The organism is Enterobacter cloacae complex sp. IR5422 (assembly GCF_049238165.1).
Lineage (GTDB): Bacteria > Pseudomonadota > Gammaproteobacteria > Enterobacterales > Enterobacteriaceae > Enterobacter > Enterobacter roggenkampii.
Genome location: NZ_JBMKHT010000007.1, coordinates 37,172 through 55,433, shown reverse-complemented (window position 1 = coordinate 55,433; position 18,262 = coordinate 37,172). Strand labels below are relative to the sequence as shown.

At 53.1% G+C, this 18,262-nt stretch carries 20 protein-coding genes; 7 read left to right on the top strand and 13 right to left on the bottom strand.

The features are described 5' to 3' along the window. Positions 1-76: 76 nt before the first annotated feature. From ACOTXT_RS05495 to zapE, 7 genes are all read right to left on the bottom strand, one after another. Entirely contained in the window at positions 77-781 is a 705-nt protein-coding gene (locus ACOTXT_RS05495; protein ID WP_008502827.1) for a fimbria/pilus chaperone family protein, read from the bottom strand. A gap of 120 nt (positions 782-901) precedes the next feature. After that, positions 902-1,579 carry a DUF1120 domain-containing protein gene (locus ACOTXT_RS05490; protein ID WP_008502828.1) on the bottom strand — a complete coding sequence of 226 codons (678 nt, stop codon included), beginning with the start codon at positions 1,577-1,579 and terminating at the stop codon, positions 902-904. A gap of 450 nt (positions 1,580-2,029) precedes the next feature. After that, a complete protein-coding gene (gene sspB, locus ACOTXT_RS05485) occupies positions 2,030-2,527 on the bottom strand; it encodes a ClpXP protease specificity-enhancing factor (protein WP_025912562.1) in 498 nt (165 codons plus the stop codon). Positions 2,528-2,532: 5 nt separating this feature from the next. Beyond that, positions 2,533-3,171 carry a stringent starvation protein SspA gene (gene sspA / locus ACOTXT_RS05480; protein WP_008502830.1) on the bottom strand — a complete coding sequence of 213 codons (639 nt, stop codon included), beginning with the start codon at positions 3,169-3,171 and terminating at the stop codon, positions 2,533-2,535. A 308-nt stretch (positions 3,172-3,479) separates the two neighbouring features. Next, positions 3,480-3,872, bottom strand: a complete 393-nt coding sequence (rpsI, locus tag ACOTXT_RS05475) for a 30S ribosomal protein S9 (protein ID WP_003860436.1) — start codon at positions 3,870-3,872, stop codon at positions 3,480-3,482. A gap of 15 nt (positions 3,873-3,887) precedes the next feature. Then, entirely contained in the window at positions 3,888-4,316 is a 429-nt protein-coding gene (rplM, locus tag ACOTXT_RS05470) for a 50S ribosomal protein L13 (RefSeq protein WP_003860434.1), read from the bottom strand. Positions 4,317-4,615: 299 nt separating this feature from the next. Beyond that, a complete protein-coding gene (gene zapE / locus ACOTXT_RS05465) occupies positions 4,616-5,740 on the bottom strand; it encodes a cell division protein ZapE (RefSeq protein WP_023344996.1) in 1,125 nt (374 codons plus the stop codon). Positions 5,741-5,929: 189 nt separating this feature from the next. On the opposite strand from zapE, the gene zapG reads away from it, so the two are divergent. The 3 genes from zapG (at position 5,930) to degS (ending at position 9,026) form a co-directional block, all read left to right on the top strand. Beyond that, positions 5,930-6,328 (top strand): Z-ring associated protein ZapG, encoded by a 399-nt coding sequence (gene zapG / locus ACOTXT_RS05460; protein ID WP_008502832.1) that lies wholly within the window; start codon positions 5,930-5,932, stop codon positions 6,326-6,328. 171 nt (positions 6,329-6,499) lie between these two features. After that, positions 6,500-7,867: a serine endoprotease DegQ gene (degQ, locus tag ACOTXT_RS05455; protein ID WP_021242281.1), complete on the top strand. Its 1,368-nt coding sequence runs from the start codon at positions 6,500-6,502 to the stop codon at positions 7,865-7,867. 91 nt (positions 7,868-7,958) lie between these two features. Next, positions 7,959-9,026, top strand: a complete 1,068-nt coding sequence (gene degS / locus ACOTXT_RS05450; RefSeq protein ID WP_333164464.1) for an outer membrane-stress sensor serine endopeptidase DegS — start codon at positions 7,959-7,961, stop codon at positions 9,024-9,026. Positions 9,027-9,082: 56 nt separating this feature from the next. Here the strand turns inward: degS and mdh are convergent, their stop codons facing one another. Further along, positions 9,083-10,021 carry a malate dehydrogenase gene (mdh, locus tag ACOTXT_RS05445; RefSeq protein WP_008502835.1) on the bottom strand — a complete coding sequence of 313 codons (939 nt, stop codon included), beginning with the start codon at positions 10,019-10,021 and terminating at the stop codon, positions 9,083-9,085. A gap of 397 nt (positions 10,022-10,418) precedes the next feature. On the opposite strand from mdh, the gene argR reads away from it, so the two are divergent. From argR to yhcN (ACOTXT_RS05430), 3 genes are all read left to right on the top strand, one after another. Then, entirely contained in the window at positions 10,419-10,889 is a 471-nt protein-coding gene (gene argR, locus ACOTXT_RS05440) for a transcriptional regulator ArgR (protein WP_008502836.1), read from the top strand. Between the two features lie 376 nt (positions 10,890-11,265). After that, positions 11,266-11,529, top strand: a complete 264-nt coding sequence (gene yhcN, locus ACOTXT_RS05435) for a peroxide/acid stress response protein YhcN (protein ID WP_008502837.1) — start codon at positions 11,266-11,268, stop codon at positions 11,527-11,529. Between the two features lie 110 nt (positions 11,530-11,639). Continuing rightward, a complete protein-coding gene (gene yhcN / locus ACOTXT_RS05430; protein ID WP_008502838.1) occupies positions 11,640-11,906 on the top strand; it encodes a peroxide/acid stress response protein YhcN in 267 nt (88 codons plus the stop codon). Between the two features lie 61 nt (positions 11,907-11,967). On the opposite strand, the gene ACOTXT_RS05425 is transcribed toward yhcN (ACOTXT_RS05430), so the two are convergent. The 5 genes from ACOTXT_RS05425 to aaeX form a co-directional block, all read right to left on the bottom strand. Then, on the bottom strand, positions 11,968-12,240 hold the full coding sequence (locus tag ACOTXT_RS05425) for a barstar family protein (RefSeq protein ID WP_008502839.1): 273 nt from the start codon (positions 12,238-12,240) through the stop codon (positions 11,968-11,970). Between the two features lie 45 nt (positions 12,241-12,285). Then, positions 12,286-13,740, bottom strand: a complete 1,455-nt coding sequence (locus tag ACOTXT_RS05420) for an NAD-dependent succinate-semialdehyde dehydrogenase (protein WP_008502840.1) — start codon at positions 13,738-13,740, stop codon at positions 12,286-12,288. 90 nt (positions 13,741-13,830) lie between these two features. After that, entirely contained in the window at positions 13,831-15,798 is a 1,968-nt protein-coding gene (aaeB, locus tag ACOTXT_RS05415; protein ID WP_008502841.1) for a p-hydroxybenzoic acid efflux pump subunit AaeB, read from the bottom strand. 5 nt (positions 15,799-15,803) lie between these two features. Continuing rightward, a complete protein-coding gene (gene aaeA, locus ACOTXT_RS05410; protein ID WP_021242282.1) occupies positions 15,804-16,736 on the bottom strand; it encodes a p-hydroxybenzoic acid efflux pump subunit AaeA in 933 nt (310 codons plus the stop codon). Positions 16,737-16,743: 7 nt separating this feature from the next. Next, positions 16,744-16,947, bottom strand: coding sequence for a p-hydroxybenzoic acid efflux pump operon protein AaeX (aaeX, locus tag ACOTXT_RS05405; RefSeq protein ID WP_003860416.1), 204 nt, complete (start codon positions 16,945-16,947; stop codon positions 16,744-16,746). 179 nt (positions 16,948-17,126) lie between these two features. Between aaeX and aaeR the strand changes: the two genes are divergently transcribed. After that, complete coding sequence (gene aaeR, locus ACOTXT_RS05400) at positions 17,127-18,053, top strand: HTH-type transcriptional activator AaeR (protein WP_008502843.1); 927 nt, start codon at positions 17,127-17,129, stop codon at positions 18,051-18,053. Positions 18,054-18,262: the final 209 nt, after the last annotated feature.

Genomic DNA, 18,262 nt, shown 5'->3' with positions numbered 1-18,262 from the left:
GAGGCAAGGTGCCGCAGAGAACTGCGCGGACACAAAGTGCAATACGGCTTTTTTTATTCACCGTTTGATCCCTATATTATTTATTTAATTCTGAGGTAAAACTCGGCACTTCAATGCCATAACGGCTGGCCGGGAAAAATTTAACGTGGCTATCACCGCTGCTCGTTTTGTTCAACGCAGCCGTCATCGTCTCACCTGGCAGAAGGTAAGTTTTGGAAAGCGTGGCGTTTGCGCCTGAAGGTTGTAATACGACTTTTTGTGCCAGACGAACAACGTACTTACTTGGGTTGGTTACTTTTACAGAAGATCCAACCGTAGACCATTTGAGGTATTTCCACGCATCCGTCACGACCCCCAGCGTAGCCGGGCGTATTAGCACTGGAATATCCTGGCGAATATTAATGCCAATTTTAATTTTTTTATCGTCATTTTTTGGTGGAATACCGTCAAATGTGACGCGTTTTAAATGCTCAACATCCAGCGGCTGCTTGCTTTGCAAAATAAAACGAAGCTGCTGCGTTTGGCCCGGCTCAAGGCGAACCACAGGCTGCGTGACGATCAACTTAAGCCCCTGGTCGTCCGGCAGGTCTACAACGTTCGTATATAATAAGGATGGGTGTGAATCCGTATTTTTTACGTTAATGGTACCGCTGTGTGTGGCTTCATCAATAATTAGCAGGCTGGTTTCTGGCACCATACCTTCTGCATGCACCGCAAAATTGGCGGAGAATAAAGCGACAGTAAAAAGTGTTTTAAATATATTCGACCTTATGCATTGCATAATATTATCTCCTTGATAGCCCAACAGAACATTCCATGTTTATCGTGCTGTTAAAAAGAGAGTAAATGCAGAACATTCACTCTCTGGATTATTTTAAAATTACTTTTACTCAATAAAGTCTTACAGATAACGCAGGCTGATGGTCAACTGACCGTCAAGCTGAGTATCGTCCGTAATCGCCAGAGTTGTGGTGTCCTGAAGAGCCAGTGAAGTTGCCAGCGGGAAGGTCGCGGTCTGGAAGGCCAGCGGATCCAGAGAACCTGCAGACGCAACGGTGAAGTCACGAATATGGCTGCCCTGAGAAGAACCGTTGGTGGATTTGGTCCAGGTACCCGTCGCGTTCTGCTGATAGATTGGATCTACCGCAGCACCATCAGCCGTTACGCTGTCTACTTTAACTAGCAGAGCGTAAGAGCCAATGTTAACGCCACCCGCGGTTTTGCCCACACCGTAAGTTTGGCTAGCGCCTTTAATAATACCACCACCAAACATACCGTTTTCTACGGTCAGACCCGCGTTAGTATCAGCGCGATCGTCAACCATATTCCAGGACACTTTTGTTGCTGCGGTGCAGTTAATGGTCAGATCGATATTCTTCTGTCCCAACTGGTTGACAGCAGAAGCGTTCAGACTGCCCAAATTAATTGTACCGTAGTCAACAGTACCGCCGTTGCTTAATACTGGCGTACATGCTGCATTCGTCAGCGTACCTTTAACCTTCAGTACAGCTGAAGGGTCTGCAGCAAATGCTGAAGTCACACACAGAGAAAGCGCAGTAGCGAGTAAAACTTTTTTCACTTGTTAATCCTTAACATATGAGTAATTGCAATATTTAACCCAGTAATGATAAATACCTTTACCAGTTACTGATTGTCGTCATGCTTGTCAGCATGTGCACATAGTATTGTTTTTATAAATACATGCAATTTAGCAAAATTAACTATTCTATTAAGGATAACCACAAAATGATTTTTTCCTTATTTTATTAAGAAATTACCCAATCAAAAAAGAGATCAACATCAAAAAAATAATATTACTCAGAATTCCTCTTTACTTTTCTCATCGTTTTGATATTAGTTCACACCTCATTTATTCATGGGGTTTATAAATCTATTTAATTATTAATCAAGCAATGAAGAAACAAGAGATATAAACAATGCTTATTTAAAAATATTACAACGGTAGATTGATACAGAAATAAAAAAAGCCAGTGATATCACTGGCTTTTTACAAACGGCGCAAGCGGATTTATTTCACAACGCGTAGCGCTGGGCGACCACCGCGCGGAGGCGGATCGTCATCAGGGTCATTGTCATCTTGATGATCGGGTTTGTCGCCATCGATAATTGACATCACCGTGTCGCTTTCACGCTCATCAGATGCGTTGTCATCATTCAGGCTGGCAACGTCTTCATCATATGCCGCTTCCGGCTCGAACATGGTACCCGCACCGTTTTCACGCGCGTAGATAGCCAGCACAGCAGCCAGCGGTACGGAAACCTGGCGCGGTACGCCGCCGAAACGCGCGTTGAAGCGCACTTCATCGTTTGCCAGCTCCAGGTTACCCACCGCGCGCGGGGCGATGTTCAGTACAATCTGTCCGTCACGTGCGTATTCCATTGGAACCAGCACGCCCGGCAACGTCACATCCACAACCAGGTGCGGCGTGAGCTGGTTATCCAGCAGCCATTCATAGAAGGCGCGCAGCAGATACGGACGGCGTGGGGTAAGTTGTGACATTTCCACAGTCATTAGCCTCGGCCGAGACGCATTTCACGTTCCGGTTCAGTTAAAGATGCCAGGAAAGAGTCTCGCTCAAAGACGCGAGTCATGTAGCCCTTCAGCTCTTTCGCGCCAGGACCGCTGAACTCTACGCCCAGGATTGGCAGACGCCACAGCAGCGGTGCCAGGTAGCAATCCACGAGGCTGAACTCATCGCTCAGGAAGAACGGTTTCTGACCAAACACCGGGGCGATTGCCAGCAGCTCTTCACGCAGTTGCTTACGCGCAGCGTCGGCTTCCGCAGCGGATCCGCTGGTGATCACGTTCATCAGCGAATACCAGTCTTTTTCGATACGCTGCATGTACAGGCGGCTTTCACCACGCGCAACAGGGTAAACAGGCATCAGCGGCGGATGCGGGAAACGCTCATCCAGGTATTCCATAATGATACGGGATTCCCACAGGGTCAGCTCGCGATCCACCAGCGTCGGTACGCTTTGGCTCGGGTTGAGATCGATCAGATCCTGAGGCGGGTTATCCTTTTCCACATGCTCGATCTCAAAACTGACACCCTTCTCGGCCAGCACGATACGAACCTGATGGCTATAAATGTCAGTAGGACCAGAAAACAGCGTCATTACCGAACGTTTGTTGGCAGCGACAGCCATGAAAACCTCCAGGTATATTCAGAATTTTTACTGCTACCAGCCCAACAGGGGCCAGCCAGATGTTGTATCGCCCATCCCAGAGAAGACACATTGTTCAAGAATCGAACAAAAATCGAGTATTCACCGATATTTGGGCAGAAAATTGGATGATAGTTTACCAGATTTTGATGGCTTTGTGGTGAGGGGATTCTGGAAATGTGGAAAAAGAGAAGATATATGCATGGATATTGTGGATAACCTGCGCATTATCCATAAAAAAACCCGCCGAAGCGGGTTTTTCGCCAATCGTTCTGCGTAAGCAGAATGGATTAACGTTTGGAGAACTGTGGACGACGACGTGCTTTACGCAGACCCACTTTCTTACGTTCAACCTGACGCGCGTCACGAGTAACGAAGCCAGCTTTACGCAGTTCAGAACGCAGGGATTCGTCGTACTCCATCAGAGCGCGGGTGATACCGTGACGGATCGCACCTGCCTGACCGGAGATACCACCACCTTTAACGGTGATGTACAGATCCAGTTTTTCTACCATATCAACCAGTTCCAGCGGCTGGCGAACTACCATGCGGGCAGTTTCGCGACCGAAGTACTGTTCCAGAGAACGCTGGTTGATTACGATTTTACCACTGCCCGGTTTGATGAAAACGCGAGCTGCGGAACTTTTGCGGCGACCAGTGCCGTAGTATTGATTTTCAGCCATTGCCTATAATCCCGATTAGATGTCAAGAACTTGCGGTTGCTGTGCCGCGTGGTTGTGCTCGTTGCCTGCGTAAACTTTCAGTTTACGGAACATAGCACGACCCAGCGGGCCTTTTGGCAGCATGCCTTTAACCGCGATTTCAATCACACGCTCAGGACGGCGGGCAATCATCTCTTCAAAGGTCGCTTCTTTGATACCACCGATGTGGCCGGTGTGGTGGTAGTACATTTTGTCAGTACGCTTGTTGCCGGTAACAGCAACTTTGTCAGCGTTCAGAACGATGATGTAATCACCGGTATCAACGTGCGGAGTGTATTCCGCTTTGTGCTTACCGCGCAGGCGACGAGCCAGTTCAGTAGCCAGACGGCCCAGAGTTTTACCGGTCGCGTCAACAACATACCAGTCGCGCTGTACGGTTTCTGGTTTAGCTGTAAAAGTTTTCATTAAAAGCTTACCCAAATAATAAGTTACACGTTGGTGAACACCCAAACGTTTAGTCAGTTGAGGTTCACACGACAAAGTCCGGCAAACCTACCCCTTCGAATAGCACATGCCGACACATAGAAAGTTTCGGGAAAAAAACCTTCTCGTAACGTGGGGTCGCAAGATTATAGAGAAGTTGAGGTCAAAGATCGACCCTTAAATGTGATTCAAATTGGGTTTTTCGAGGCGGTGGAAAATGCCGGGTGGCGGCTGCGCCTTACCCGGCCGACAAGTCCCCCTTCACAGGGAGAGGGTGGCATTTATGGCATATGCTCCAGCTTCAGGTATTCCTCGCTCTGCATCTCCTGCAGGCGAGACAGGCAGCGCTGGAACTCAAACTTTAGCCGCTCCCCCTGGTAGATCTCATATAAAGGAACCTCGGCGCTAATCACCAGCTTAACGTGGCGCTCGTAAAACTCGTCCACCATCGCGATGAAGCGCCGCGCCTCGCTCTCCATCAGCCGCGTCATCACCGGCACATCCAGCACCATCACGGTGTGGAACAGACGTGAAAGCGCAATGTAGTCGTGCTGGCTGCGGGCATCAACGCACAGCGTCGTAAAGGAGACCGCCAGCGTTTGGTTTTCAACGCCGAGCGTTGGCAGCGGGCGATGGTTAATCTCGAGTTCCGGGGCGTGCTCGCGTTTTGCCCCCGCCAGCGCCAGCCAGAGTTTATCCATCTCGCGGGTGGTCTCTGCATTTAACGGCGAGAGCCACAGGTGCGCCTGGGTTAAGGTGCGCAGGCGATAATCGACACCGGCATCAACGTTCATAATGTCACAATGCTGCTTAATGGCGTCGATGGCAGGCAGGAAGCGTGCCCGCTGCAGGCCGTTGCGGTAAAGCTCATCCGGCGGAATATTCGACGTGGCCACCAGCGTGATCCCGCGGGCAAAAAGCGCTTTCATCAGGCCGCCTAACAGCATGGCATCGGTGATGTCAGACACAAAAAATTCATCGAAGCAGAGCACGTCCGTTTCCGCCTTGAACCTGTCGGCCACAATCTCCAGCGGATCGCTTTTACCCTGCAGCGCAGTCAGCTCTTCATGCACACGCAGCATAAAGCGGTGGAAGTGCAGACGCTGTTTACGCGCCCCCGGCAGGCTCTGGTAGAACATGTCCATCAGCCAGGTTTTTCCGCGACCGACCCCGCCCCACATATATAGACCGCGCACCGGCGCGTGGGCCTGTGGCGCTTTTTTTCCAAGCAACCGTCCAAATGCCGCCTTTAGCCCGCCATTCTGTTCGGTTTCAGCGGGTTTGGCCGTGAGTTCCTGATAAATCATCTCCAGACGACTTACCGCCTCACGCTGTACGTCATCCGGCTGATGAGTGCCCTCGTTTAGGGCCAGTTGATATCGCGATGCAGGGGACAGGTTTTGCATAATCTTATTGTTATTCCTTCAATTAACGCTCACCAGCAGACGTGACTGATGAAAAAAAGGCCGTTCTACACTACGCGATGATACGTCAGGATTCCACTTCTACGGAAATAGCGGTTATAGTGGCATTATCAGGCACAGGCAGGAGCCGAGCCAACACCCTACGGAACAACAAGACAACGGGAGAAGTTCATGACCTGGGAATATGCGCTAATCGGTTTAGTCGTCGGCATCGTCATCGGTGCTGTGGCCATGCGTTTCGGTAATCGCAAATTGCGTCAGCAGCAGTCACTGCAGTACGAACTGGAAAAGAACAAAGCCGAGCTGGAAGAGTATCGTGAAGAGCTGGTCAGCCATTTTGCCCGTAGCGCCGAGCTGCTGGACAACATGGCGACCGACTATCGTCAGCTGTATCAGCATATGGCAAAAAGCTCCAGCAGCCTGCTGCCGGAAATGACGGCGGAAACCAATCCGTTCCGCAACCGTCTGGCAGACTCTGAAGCCGGTAACGATCAGGCGCCTGTTCAGATGCCTCGCGACTATTCAGACGGCGCGTCCGGCCTGCTGCGCGGCGGTGTAAAACGCGATTAATCGCACAACCTGAATTTATTTTACGGGCGCAGCGATTGCGCCCGTCCTTTCTTCCTGACCCCAGCTATCATTTAGTTAAACACCTCATTGTTCAGCGGTTTAAAATTCAATAACATCAACGTGTTTTTGGGGCCGTTTTTCCTTTATTCCAGGTTACGAGAGTCAACATCGATGAAGAAAAAAAACCAGCTGTTGAGCGCTATCGCGTTAAGTGTCGGGTTATCTCTCTCGGCGTCCGTCCCTGTATTTGCCGCCCTTCCCTCCCAGGTGCCTGGCCAGGCGGCCATTCCAAGCCTTGCCCCCATGCTGGAAAAAGTGTTGCCTGCGGTGGTCAGCGTTCAGGTTGAGGGCACGGCGGTACAAAGCCAACGCGTCCCTGAAGAACTGAAAAAATATTTTGGCGATGAGTCTCCCGACCAGCAGGCCCAGCCTTTTGAAGGCCTGGGTTCCGGCGTCATTATTGATGCGGCAAAAGGCTACATTCTGACTAACAATCATGTCATCAGCCAGGCCGATAAAATCAGCGTCCAGCTAAACGATGGCCGCGAATTTGATGCCAAACTGATTGGCGGTGATGACCAGAGCGACATTGCGCTGTTGCAGGTACAAAACCCGAGTAACCTGACCCAGATTGCCATCGCGGACTCCGACAAACTGCGCGTCGGTGATTTTGCCGTCGCCGTGGGTAACCCCTTTGGCTTAGGGCAAACCGCCACTTCCGGGATCGTCTCCGCGCTGGGACGCAGCGGCCTCAATCTGGAAGGGTTGGAAAACTTTATCCAGACCGATGCCTCAATCAACCGCGGGAACTCCGGCGGGGCGTTACTTAACCTTAACGGTGAGCTGATTGGGATCAACACAGCCATTCTGGCCCCGGGTGGCGGCAGCATCGGGATCGGTTTTGCGATTCCCAGCAATATGGCCAAAACCCTGGCGCAGCAGCTCATTCAGTTCGGCGAAATCAAACGCGGGCTGCTGGGTATTAAAGGTATGGAGATGAGCGCCGATATCGCCAAAGCGTTCAATATCAACGTACAGCGCGGGGCGTTTGTCAGTGAAGTGCTGCCTAACTCCGGCTCGGCAAAAGCAGGTATCAAATCGGGCGATGTGATCGTCAGCCTCAACGACAAGCCGCTGAGCAGCTTTGCCGAGCTGCGCTCGCGGATAGCGACCACCGAACCCGGCGCCAAAGTGAAGCTGGGTCTGATCCGTGACGGTAAGCCGCTGGACGTTGAAGTGACGCTGGATAAGAGCACCTCCTCCTCTGCCAGTGCGGAGCTGATCGCCCCGGCGCTGCAGGGTGCGACGCTGAGCGATGGACAGCTGAAAGACGGTACGAAAGGCATTCGCATCGACACCGTTGAGAAGAGCAGCCCTGCCGCACAGGCCGGATTGCATCAGGAAGATGTGATCATTGGGGTAAACCGCAATCGCGTGCAGTCCATTGCCGAACTGCGCAAGGTGATGGAGAGTAAACCGGCGGTTATTGCCCTGCAGGTCATGCGCGGCAATGAGTCTATCTATATTCTGTTGCGCTAAGCATTTGCGACCCGGACATCACCGCTGCGTGTGATGTCCGGATAACTCATGTTATGCTGCAAATCGTTCCTTTTTTAACGACACGCGCATCATGCTTTTAAAGCTCTTACGTTCTATTGTCATCGGTTTGATTGTCGCTGGCCTGCTGCTGCTGGCGCTGCCGTCTTTACGTCAGTTCAATAAACTGTCGGCCCCTCAGTTCGATAGCACGGATGAAACGCCGGCCACCTATAACCAGGCCGTTCGCCGTGCCGCACCTGCCGTAGTTAACGTCTATAACCGTGGCCTGAATACCTCAGCCCATAACCAGCTGGAGATCCGCACTCTCGGCTCCGGGGTAATCATGGACGAGCGCGGCTACATTATTACCAACAAGCATGTGATAAACGATGCCGACCAGATCATCGTCGCCCTGCAGGATGGCCGCGTGTTTGAGGCATTACTCGTTGGCTCTGACAGCCTGACTGACCTTGCCGTCCTGAAGATTAACGCCACGGGCGGTTTGCCGGTCATCCCGATCAACCGTAAACGTACCCCGCATATTGGTGACGTCGTCCTGGCGATTGGTAACCCTTACAACCTGGGCCAGACCATCACCCAGGGGATTATCAGCGCGACCGGGCGTATTGGCTTCAACCCATCCGGGCGGCAGAACTTCCTGCAAACCGATGCCTCCATCAACCACGGTAACTCCGGCGGTGCGCTGGTCAACTCGCTGGGCGAACTGATGGGCATCAACACCCTCTCGTTCGATAAGAGTAACGACGGTGAGACGCCGGAAGGGATCGGCTTTGCCATTCCGTTCCAGCTGGCGACCAAAATTATGGATAAGCTGATCCGCGACGGACGCGTGATCCGCGGTTATATCGGTATCGGTGGCCGTGAAATTGCGCCGATGCATACCCAGGGTGGCGGGATCGATCAGATCCAGGGCATCGTGGTGAACGAGGTGGCGCCAGGGGGGCCGGCGGCCAACGCGGGGATTCAGGTCAATGACGTCATTGTGTCGGTCAACGGCACGCCGGCGGTTTCTGCGCTGGAGACGATGGACCAGGTGGCAGAAATTCGCCCGGGCTCTATCATCCCTGTTGAAGTCATGCGCAACGATAAGAAACTGACGCTGCAGGTCACCATTCAGGAATACCCGGCAACGAACTGACAGGCATAAAAAAACGGAGCGATAAGCTCCGTTTTTTTGCCGGGAGACGGTTCGTATTACTTGTTAACGAACTCTTCGCCCAGGGTGATATCTTTCTTCAGCGTATCCAGCATGCCTTCCATCGCGTGTTGTTCAAACGCGCTCAGCGTACCAATGGATTTACGCTCTTCGATACCATTTTTGCCCAGCAGCAGCGGCTGAGAGAAGAAGCGAGCGTGTTCGCCATCGCCTTCAACGTAAGCGCATTCAACAACGCCTTTCTCGCCCTGCAGGGCGCGAACCAGTGACAGACCGAAACGTGCAGCCGCCTGGCCCATAGACAGGGTTGCAGAACCGCCACCCGCCTTCGCTTCCACCACTTCGGTGCCCGCGTTCTGGATGCGTTTAGTCAGGTCAGCCACTTCCTGCTCGGTGAAGCTCACGCCTGGGATCTGCGACAGCAGAGGCAGAATGGTAACGCCAGAGTGACCGCCGATGACCGGCACTTCCACTTCTGTTGGCTGTTTGCCCTTCAGCTCAGCAACAAAGGTGTTGGAGCGAATAATATCCAGCGTGGTTACGCCGAACAGTTTGTTTTTGTCGTAAACACCTGCTTTCTTCAGCACTTCTGCCGCGATAGCAACGGTGGTGTTCACCGGGTTAGTGATGATACCGATGCACGCTTTCGGGCACACTTCAGCAATCTGCTGCACCAGGTTTTTCACGATGCCCGCGTTGACGTTGAACAGGTCTGAACGATCCATGCCTGGCTTACGCGCCACGCCTGCAGAAATCAGCACCACGTCGGCACCCTGCAGAGCAGGACGCGCATCTTCACCGGAGAAGCCTTTGATTTTTACAGCAGTTGGGATGTGGCTCAGGTCAACCGCCACGCCTGGGGTTACCGGAGCAATATCGTACAGGGAGAGTTCTGAGCCTGAAGGCAGTTGGGTTTTCAGTAGTAGGGCAAGCGCCTGGCCGATACCACCAGCAGCGCCGAGGACTGCGACTTTCATCCTAAACTCCTTATTATGGTTAACTTAAGTATCTGTAAATCCGTTGCGGCGACCATAATTCAGCAAGTGTTTAATTACAATTTTCGTAGCTAAAGAATTTGAGGTCGCGCGACTTTATCTCTCTTCAGAAGGCTATCTGACGACAGACGGCAACGAATTAAGAGGTGGTTACAATACACCCTGCCCCGCCACCAAAACAACATCATTTTGATAACATTTAATTTACTTTTAAGCTTATTTGCGCGGCGTGACCCAGGCATGTTTTCTGATAACGAATTCTGATAAAATCACTCCCTTTCATAACATTATTTCAGCCTGGCGCTGAGTAGATAATTTGCATAAAAATTCATCCACATGCATAATAATGTTGTTTCTATCGTCATATTCCGGGTGACTTATGCGAAGCTCGTCTAAGCAAGAAGAATTAGTAAAGGCGTTTAAAGCGCTACTTAAAGAAGAGAAATTCAGTTCTCAGGGAGAAATTGTTCAGGCGCTGCAGGAACAGGGCTTCGACAACATCAATCAGTCGAAGGTCTCCCGCATGTTAACGAAATTTGGCGCGGTACGTACCCGTAACGCCAAGATGGAGATGGTCTATTGCCTGCCGGCGGAACTTGGCGTGCCGACCACCTCCAGCCCGCTCAAGAATCTGGTTCTGGATATCGACTACAACGATGCCGTTGTGGTGATCCACACAAGCCCAGGTGCCGCACAGCTGATTGCCCGCATGCTGGACTCATTGGGTAAAACGGAAGGTATCCTCGGGACTATCGCCGGTGATGACACCATCTTTACCACGCCAGCCAGCGGTTTCTCCGTTAAAGATCTCCACGAAGCGATTCTGGTTCTGTTCGAACAGGAACTCTAATCCCCTTTCCCCGTAGCGCCGCTGCGGGGATCGTTCTGCCTCCACACCGTTTCCCCCTCTTTTTCACTGCCTCTGCCTTTGACAAATAGTGCTTTTTACCACCCATTAACATTCACCTGGTGAATGCTAAATCAAAAAATCGCACAAAAAATCAAAAGCTGATATCCATATGATTTCATTAGACATAACCAACTAAAATGTGCAAAAAACACCCAATATTATGCAATTTGGTTATAAAAAAAAGACTGTTTAACACGTAATAACAATAGAAACCATTAGCCTGGTATTAATTTTTTTCCGTTATTAGTGTATACTTGATTTTGTGATGAGGGTCACGAAACAAGACCCCACTAAAAAAATCGACGAGGTAAGAATCATGAAAATCAAATCAACTGTAGCGGCGCTGAGCGTCCTGTCTGTGCTGTCATTCGGTGCCTTCGCGGCTGACGCTATCAATGCTGACCAGGCGCAATCCCGCCAAGCCATCGGTACGGTTTCTGTCGGCGCGGTCGGCACATCGCCAATGGACATGCATGAGATGCTGAACAAAAAAGCGGAAGAAAAGGGTGCGTCATCCTATCGCATCATCGAAGCGCGCTCTGGTGCACACTGGCACGCCACCGCTGAGCTGTACAAATAAGTTTTAGTAATAACTGAACACGTAAATCTCCACTCAACGGCACCAGGCATAAAAATAGCGGTTCAACCCTTCTCGCCGTTGAGCAAAAACCCTATTCAGGAGTAAAGACTATGAAAACCAAATTGATCATCGCAACCCTCGGTCTGGCATCTGTTCTCTCTTTCGGCGCAAGCGCAGCCGTACAGCAGGTGAATGCCGACCAGGCACAAAATCTGCAGCCTATGGGCAGCATCTCCGTGACGTCTGTTACCGGCTCTCCGATGGATATCCGTCACGAACTGGCTGCCAAAGCTGAAAAAGCAGGTGCCAGCAGCTATCGCGTCACCGAACTGAATCAGGGTGACCACTGGCATGCAACTGCAGAACTGTATAAATAAACCCTCGTCGTATCTCATCATACGACTTGCCCCTGGCCTGATGGTCAGGGGCTTTTTTCATTCAGTGCCGCGCGTTAAAACGCAGCTGCCCTTCCAGCTCTTCTTCCGCTTCATCGAACAGTAATATCAGTGCGCCAAAGCGTCTGCGCAGCTTATCGGGCAAATGGATGAACTCAATTTCCAGCGGTAGCGGCAGCAGACTCCCGGTCACCACGTCCCACAGCGTATCCAGATTCGTCACGCTTTCCCGTTCAAGATCAAACACCCGGATAAACTCACGGTAGAAGTCTTCCTGACTGTCGATCTCGTCAAAATCAAAGGTATAGGTTTTCATTGCCAGCCACCCAGTCCAGGCGAGCGGCAGATGCCGCCCTGTCTATTATAATCCCCCAATGTGAAGGGTTTTCACTTCCAGATACTCTTCCAGGCCCAGCACGGAGCCCTCACGACCCAGGCCTGACTCTTTTACGCCGCCAAAGGGCCCCAGCTCCGTGGAGACGGCACACTCGTTAATACCAATCATCCCGCTCTCGATCGCCTGCGAAACGCGGAAAACACGTGAGAGATTCTGGGTATAGAAGTAAGCCGCCAGCCCGTAGGGCGTATTGTTGGCACGCTGGATAACTTCATCTTCCGAGGTGAAACGGAAACACGCCGCAACCGGGCCAAACGTCTCTTCCTCTGCCAGCTTCATGCCTTCATGGCAGTCGCCCAGCACGGTTGGCATCCAGAAATTCCCGCCAAGCGGATGGGGCTTACCCCCTGCCAGTACGGTTGCCCCCCGGGAGACGGCATCGTCGACATGCTCACGCACCTTGTCGACCGCAGCAGATTCAATCAGCGGTCCGACAACGACGCCCTCGTCAAGGCCATTCCCCACCTTGAGCGCCTTCACGGCATCGGCAAGTTTATTCACAAACTTGTCGTAGACGGTTTCCTGAATATAAAAACGGTTCACGCTGACGCAGACCTGCCCGGCATTGCGGAACTTGTTGGCAATCGCCCCCTTCACCGCCGCGTCGATGTCTGCATCCTCAAAAACGATATACGGGGCATTTCCCCCCAGCTCCATCGAGACTTTTTTCATGGTTTCGGCAGCATTACGCACCAGCGTTTTGCCGACGGAGGTCGAGCCGGTAAAGGAGATTTTACGCACGTCTCGGCTTGCCATAATCGCATCGCTGATTTCATGGGTATTCCCGGCCACGGCGTTGAGCACGCCGTCGGGTACGCCGGCCTGTTTTGCCAGAGTGAGCAGCGCAAAGGCACTGAGCGGCGTGTTATTGGCCGGTTTGATCACTCCGGTGCACCCCGCAGCCAGCGCCGGGCCTAATTTGCGGGTGAGCATGGCCATTGGGAAGTTCCACGGCGTTATCGCCGCCACCACGCCTATGGGTTCGCGGGTCGCCAGAATGCGCGAGCCGGGTTTGATCGGCGGAATAATTTCCCCGTTGGCGCGCTTGGCCTCTTCGGCAAACCACTGGATAAAGCTGGCAGCGTACTCCACCTCACCTTCCGCTTCTTTCAGCGGCTTGCCCTGCTCGGTGGTCATTAGCTGCCCGAGCCAGCTTTTATTCTCAATAATCAGTTCGTACCAGCGATAAAGAATCGCCGAGCGCTCTTTCGCGGTTTTGGCACGCCAGGCCGGGAAGGCTTTGGTGGCCGCTGCGATAGCCTCTTCGGTTTGTGCTTTACCCGCTTTCGCGACTTTCGCGATGACTTCCCCGGTAGCGGGGTTAAGCACATCGAAGGTCGTGTCCAGCGTTTTCCAGATCCCGTTGACCAGATAACCGGTCTGAAAAAGGATGTGATCCTGAAGCGCCTGGGTCGTCATGTGTCCTCCCTTCCTGAAATGTAAGAACGTGCTGGAATAAGTATAGCCACAAAAAAACCGACGCTTTTGGCGTCGGTTTTTTTACTTCAGTCAGCTATCCGTGAGGGCATTCTGGTAGCGATGCAGCATCAACACCAGCCGTCCTACCGGCTCGGTCACCTGAGGCGGCGCTTCCCAGGTTTTAAGCTTCTCCTGGTAGATATCAAGCTCTGCAAGCAGCTGCGTAAAGTAGCGACGTCGTTTGTCATCACTGCTGGCGGAAAGCACGTGGTCCGCGGTACGACGCAGCTGGCGGTGCCAGGCCGACAGATCGTCGTTGATCGGCACCGGCGCATTGCGCAGACGCTGGTGTGCAATGATCATGGTCAGCGCCAGGCGGAACTTGGCGATGTCGCCTGGGAACTTGTTCAGCAGTAAAAACAGCTGCTGGTAGAGCGCGGGCAGGTGGTTCTCTTTACGACGCGCGGTGTTGGTTGTCATCGACGACACGGCGGCCGACACAAACTGGTTCAACAGCACGCGGCCCGTTCTTGCCTGCGAATTATCGCGGACCAGCAGAATCACCATCATCGCCAGGAAACAGCCCACCAGCTGACCTAACGCGCTGTCGAGGAACTGGCTGAAATGGAAGGTCATCGGGTTATCCAGCACGATGATGTTAATCGTACTCGCCAGCGCCCCCAGCGATCCCAGACGCCGCTTTTGCACTTCTATACCGATAAAGAACGCCATCACTGCCAGGCTAATACAGAGCAGCAGCATGCTCTGCTGCGTCGACGGGATGATAACCAGAAAATAGAGCGCGCCGATCGGCAGGGCGGCAAGGGTGCCGTACAGGAAATCGATGGCGACCATACGCGGGTTAGGCAGACGCATCGCCAGTGCGGTCACGACGGCAATCATCACCATCGCGCCGCTGCCGGACGTCCAGCCCGTCCACAGCCAGAACAGCGTGCCGAGCATACAGGCAAGCGTCGTACGCCAGAAGTTGACCATCGCGTGATGGCGCTCGGCGGATTCCGGCTTGATCACCACTTCGCCCTGCAGTACCTCTTCTTCCGCCGCGCTGATTTTGGTATTCCCGATCACGCCGCGTTTCAGCAGCAGGTAGCGCGTCGCGGCGCCGACCCAGGTGTAGATCGTTACCGGCGTGTCACGTTCCCCTGTCCAGGCAATAACCCTGCGCATACGCTTAAGCTGCTTGTGCACGTCCTGCACCGTTTCCACTGGCTCAGCGAACAGTTCGCGGAACGTATCGGTGACCACTTCCGGGCGCGTGTTCTGAATCAGGTAGGTTTCACATGCCTGGGTAATCAGCGTTAACGAGACCGTATTAAGGGCTTTCAGACGACGGTTAGCGCGAGCCCAGCGTGACGACTCCATATTGAGATTGCTGCGCATCCCTTCCAGCGCCTGCGTGCGGCGAACCAGCCCGCTCCAGGCTTTATCCACCTCTTCGCTGTCGCCGTGTTTAATGCAGAGCTGCATCAGCTGGTACTGGGCGACAATCAGCGCGTCAAGCTCACGGTCGACTTCCTGCTTGATGGAGCGCGGGGAGAACAGCAGGTCCGCGACAATTGCACTCACGATACCAATGACAATCTCACTGCATCGCTCCACCGCAAACTGCGGAGCCAGCAGCGGCTCGGACTGGATGGTGATGATAATAATCAGCGCGGTATAGCCCGCCAGGCCCCAGGCATAGGAGTTCTCCACTTTCACCAGAGACGAGATCCAGGTGCAGAAGCCCGCCCAGATACAGCACACCATCAGCATCAGCAGCGGCGTGCGGATCATCAGGATAATAATGGTGAGCGCCGCGATACAGCCGATGAACGTCCCGATGATACGCAGCATTCCGCGATAGCGGATCGCGCCTGAATAGGGTTCCCCACCCGCGGCAAAGGCGGGACCCGCCGCGACAATCGCGGCCGTCAGCACTGCCCAGCGCGGGGTTTCAAGCTGGAAGTGGAAGCCAACAAACAGCGCCAGCACAATGGCACACGCCAGCTTCACGGCGAAGCGAATGTGCTGGCTGGCGATGGAAAAGATGCCCATAGCGATTAACCAAACTCGCGCAGACGATGGGCGATTTTACGGAAGAATGAGTCCTGGCTGGCATCCCGATCTTTTTCACCGGTAATCACCACCGTCGCCGTGGTACCCGCAGGCCACAGATTGCCCTGCTGTTCATCCAGGTGGATACGGACCGGCACGCGCTGGGCCAGACGCACCCACTCGAGGTTGGAATCCACCGTTGCCATCCCTTTTGCATCACGCGAACTGCTGGAGTTGGTGACCCCTGCGGCGACGCTGTCGACGGTACCTTTAAAGACGCGGTTGCTGCCCAGCGGCGTGATTTCTGCCCGATAGCCGGGACGTACGCCTTCCAGCTTGGTCTCTTCCATATAGGCGAGTACATAGAAAGAGTTCTGTTTCACCAGCGCCACGGCGGTTGAGCCACGGGTAATGAATTCCCCGGCATAGACGTTAAGGTTGGTCACCCAGCCATCAGACGGCGCGCGGATCACGGTACGCTCCAGATCGAGCTTCGCCAGATCGCGCGTTGCTTCTGCTTTCGCCAGCTGGTGCAGCACGGTTTGCAGCACGTTGTTGGACTGGTCAATCTCTTCACGGGACATTGCCTGAACGCCAAGCTGATTACGGCGGCCCGCCTCACGGCGTTTCTCCGCAGCCAGCGCCTGGTAATAGGCCACGTCCGCTTCTGCCTCTTCCAGCGCTTTCTGGTAACGAGGCTGGTCGATGGTGAACAGAACCTGATCTTTTTTCACCAGCTGGTTATCGTGAACGTTAACCGCCGTGATAAGACCGGCCACGTCAGGGGCGATGGCCACCACATCGGCGCTGAAGCGTGCATCACGCGTCCACGGTGATTCGGTGTAATAGACCCAGGCGCGGAAAATAGCAATGAAGGCGAGGATAACCAGCGCCATGGTGATGGCAGTGCGGGAGATTTTTCTTGTTAGCGTTTTCACATCAACCTCAGACAAACATGCGCGATATCAGGTAAAACAGGCAGCAATACAGCGCGGTATTGAACAATGCAGGGTGCCAGACGAAATCGTAGATCCCGGTAGGGACCAGCACCTTGCGCACCAGCCAGAAGATCGCCAGTGATAAAAGAAGCTCGAAAAATATCGGTGGGAACGACAGACCGAACACCACGATAACGGGAAACAGACTCATGTTGACCTTGATAAGAGAGAGTGCAGGCTTCAGAATTTTTTAGCGCACGCCACCGCAGGAGAGCAAGAAACGCCGGGCGAGAATGGCGCAGCCGTTATGTAATTAATAATATATTAACGTAACTGTTATGCTGTTATCTATAATATGTGATCTAAATCACTTTTAAGCCAGAGTGAACAATGGAACGTTTAAAACGCATGTCAGTCTTCGCCAAAGTGGTTGAACTGGGCTCCTTTACCGCCGCTGCACGCCAGCTTCAGATGAGCGTCTCCTCTATCAGCCAGACGGTGTCCAAACTGGAAGATGAGCTTCAGGTCAAGCTGCTCAACCGCAGTACCCGCAGCATTGGTCTGACGGAGGCGGGTAAAATTTACTATCAGGGCTGTCGTCGCATGCTTCTGGAAGTGCGGGATGTTCACGAACAGCTCTACGCCTTCAACAACACCCCCATCGGCACGCTGCGCATCGGGTGTTCTTCAACTATGGCACAAAATGTTCTCGCTGCCATGACGGCGGATATGCTGAAAGAGTACCCCGGGCTTACCGTCAATCTGGTGACGGGTATCCCGGCACCGGATCTGATTGCCGACGGCCTGGACGTGGTGATCCGCGTCGGCGCGCTTCAGGATTCCAGCCTGTTCTCGCGTCGGCTGGGCAGCATGCCGATGGTCGTCTGCGCTTCGAAGAGCTATCTGGCCCAGTACGGTGTGCCGGAGAAACCCGCCGATCTCACCAACCACTCGTGGCTGGAGTACAGCGTGCGGCCCGACAATGAATTTGAGCTGATTGCCCCGGAAGGGATCTCCACCAAACTGCTGCCGGAGGGGCGGTTTGTCACTAACGACCCCATGACCATTTCGCGCTGGCTGGTGGCTGGCGCCGGGATCGCCTACGTACCGCTGATGTGGGTGATCAACGAAATTAACAGCGGCGTGCTGGAGATCCTCTTCCCGCGCTACCAATCCGATCCGCGTCCGGTGTACGCCCTGTATACCGAAAAAGACAAGCTCCCGCTGAAAGTCCAGGTGTGCATTAACTATCTGACCGAGTATTTTGTGGACGTGGCGGAGCTGTTTCAGGGGATGCGGGGAAGACGAAAGGAATAATCCATTTATTCCAGAACGTATAGGACCGATGAATATTCCCAGGATGAATCCCGTATTCATTCAGGAATATTCCTTCGCCACTATCAGGAATAGCTAATTGACACTACCGCCATCAGCCCATTACTTTATATGCAGTCTGCTCGTCAGGCTGTTATTAATTTGTTGCTGATATGAATAATAAAATGTATTTCGCAGGATGACGTTAAACA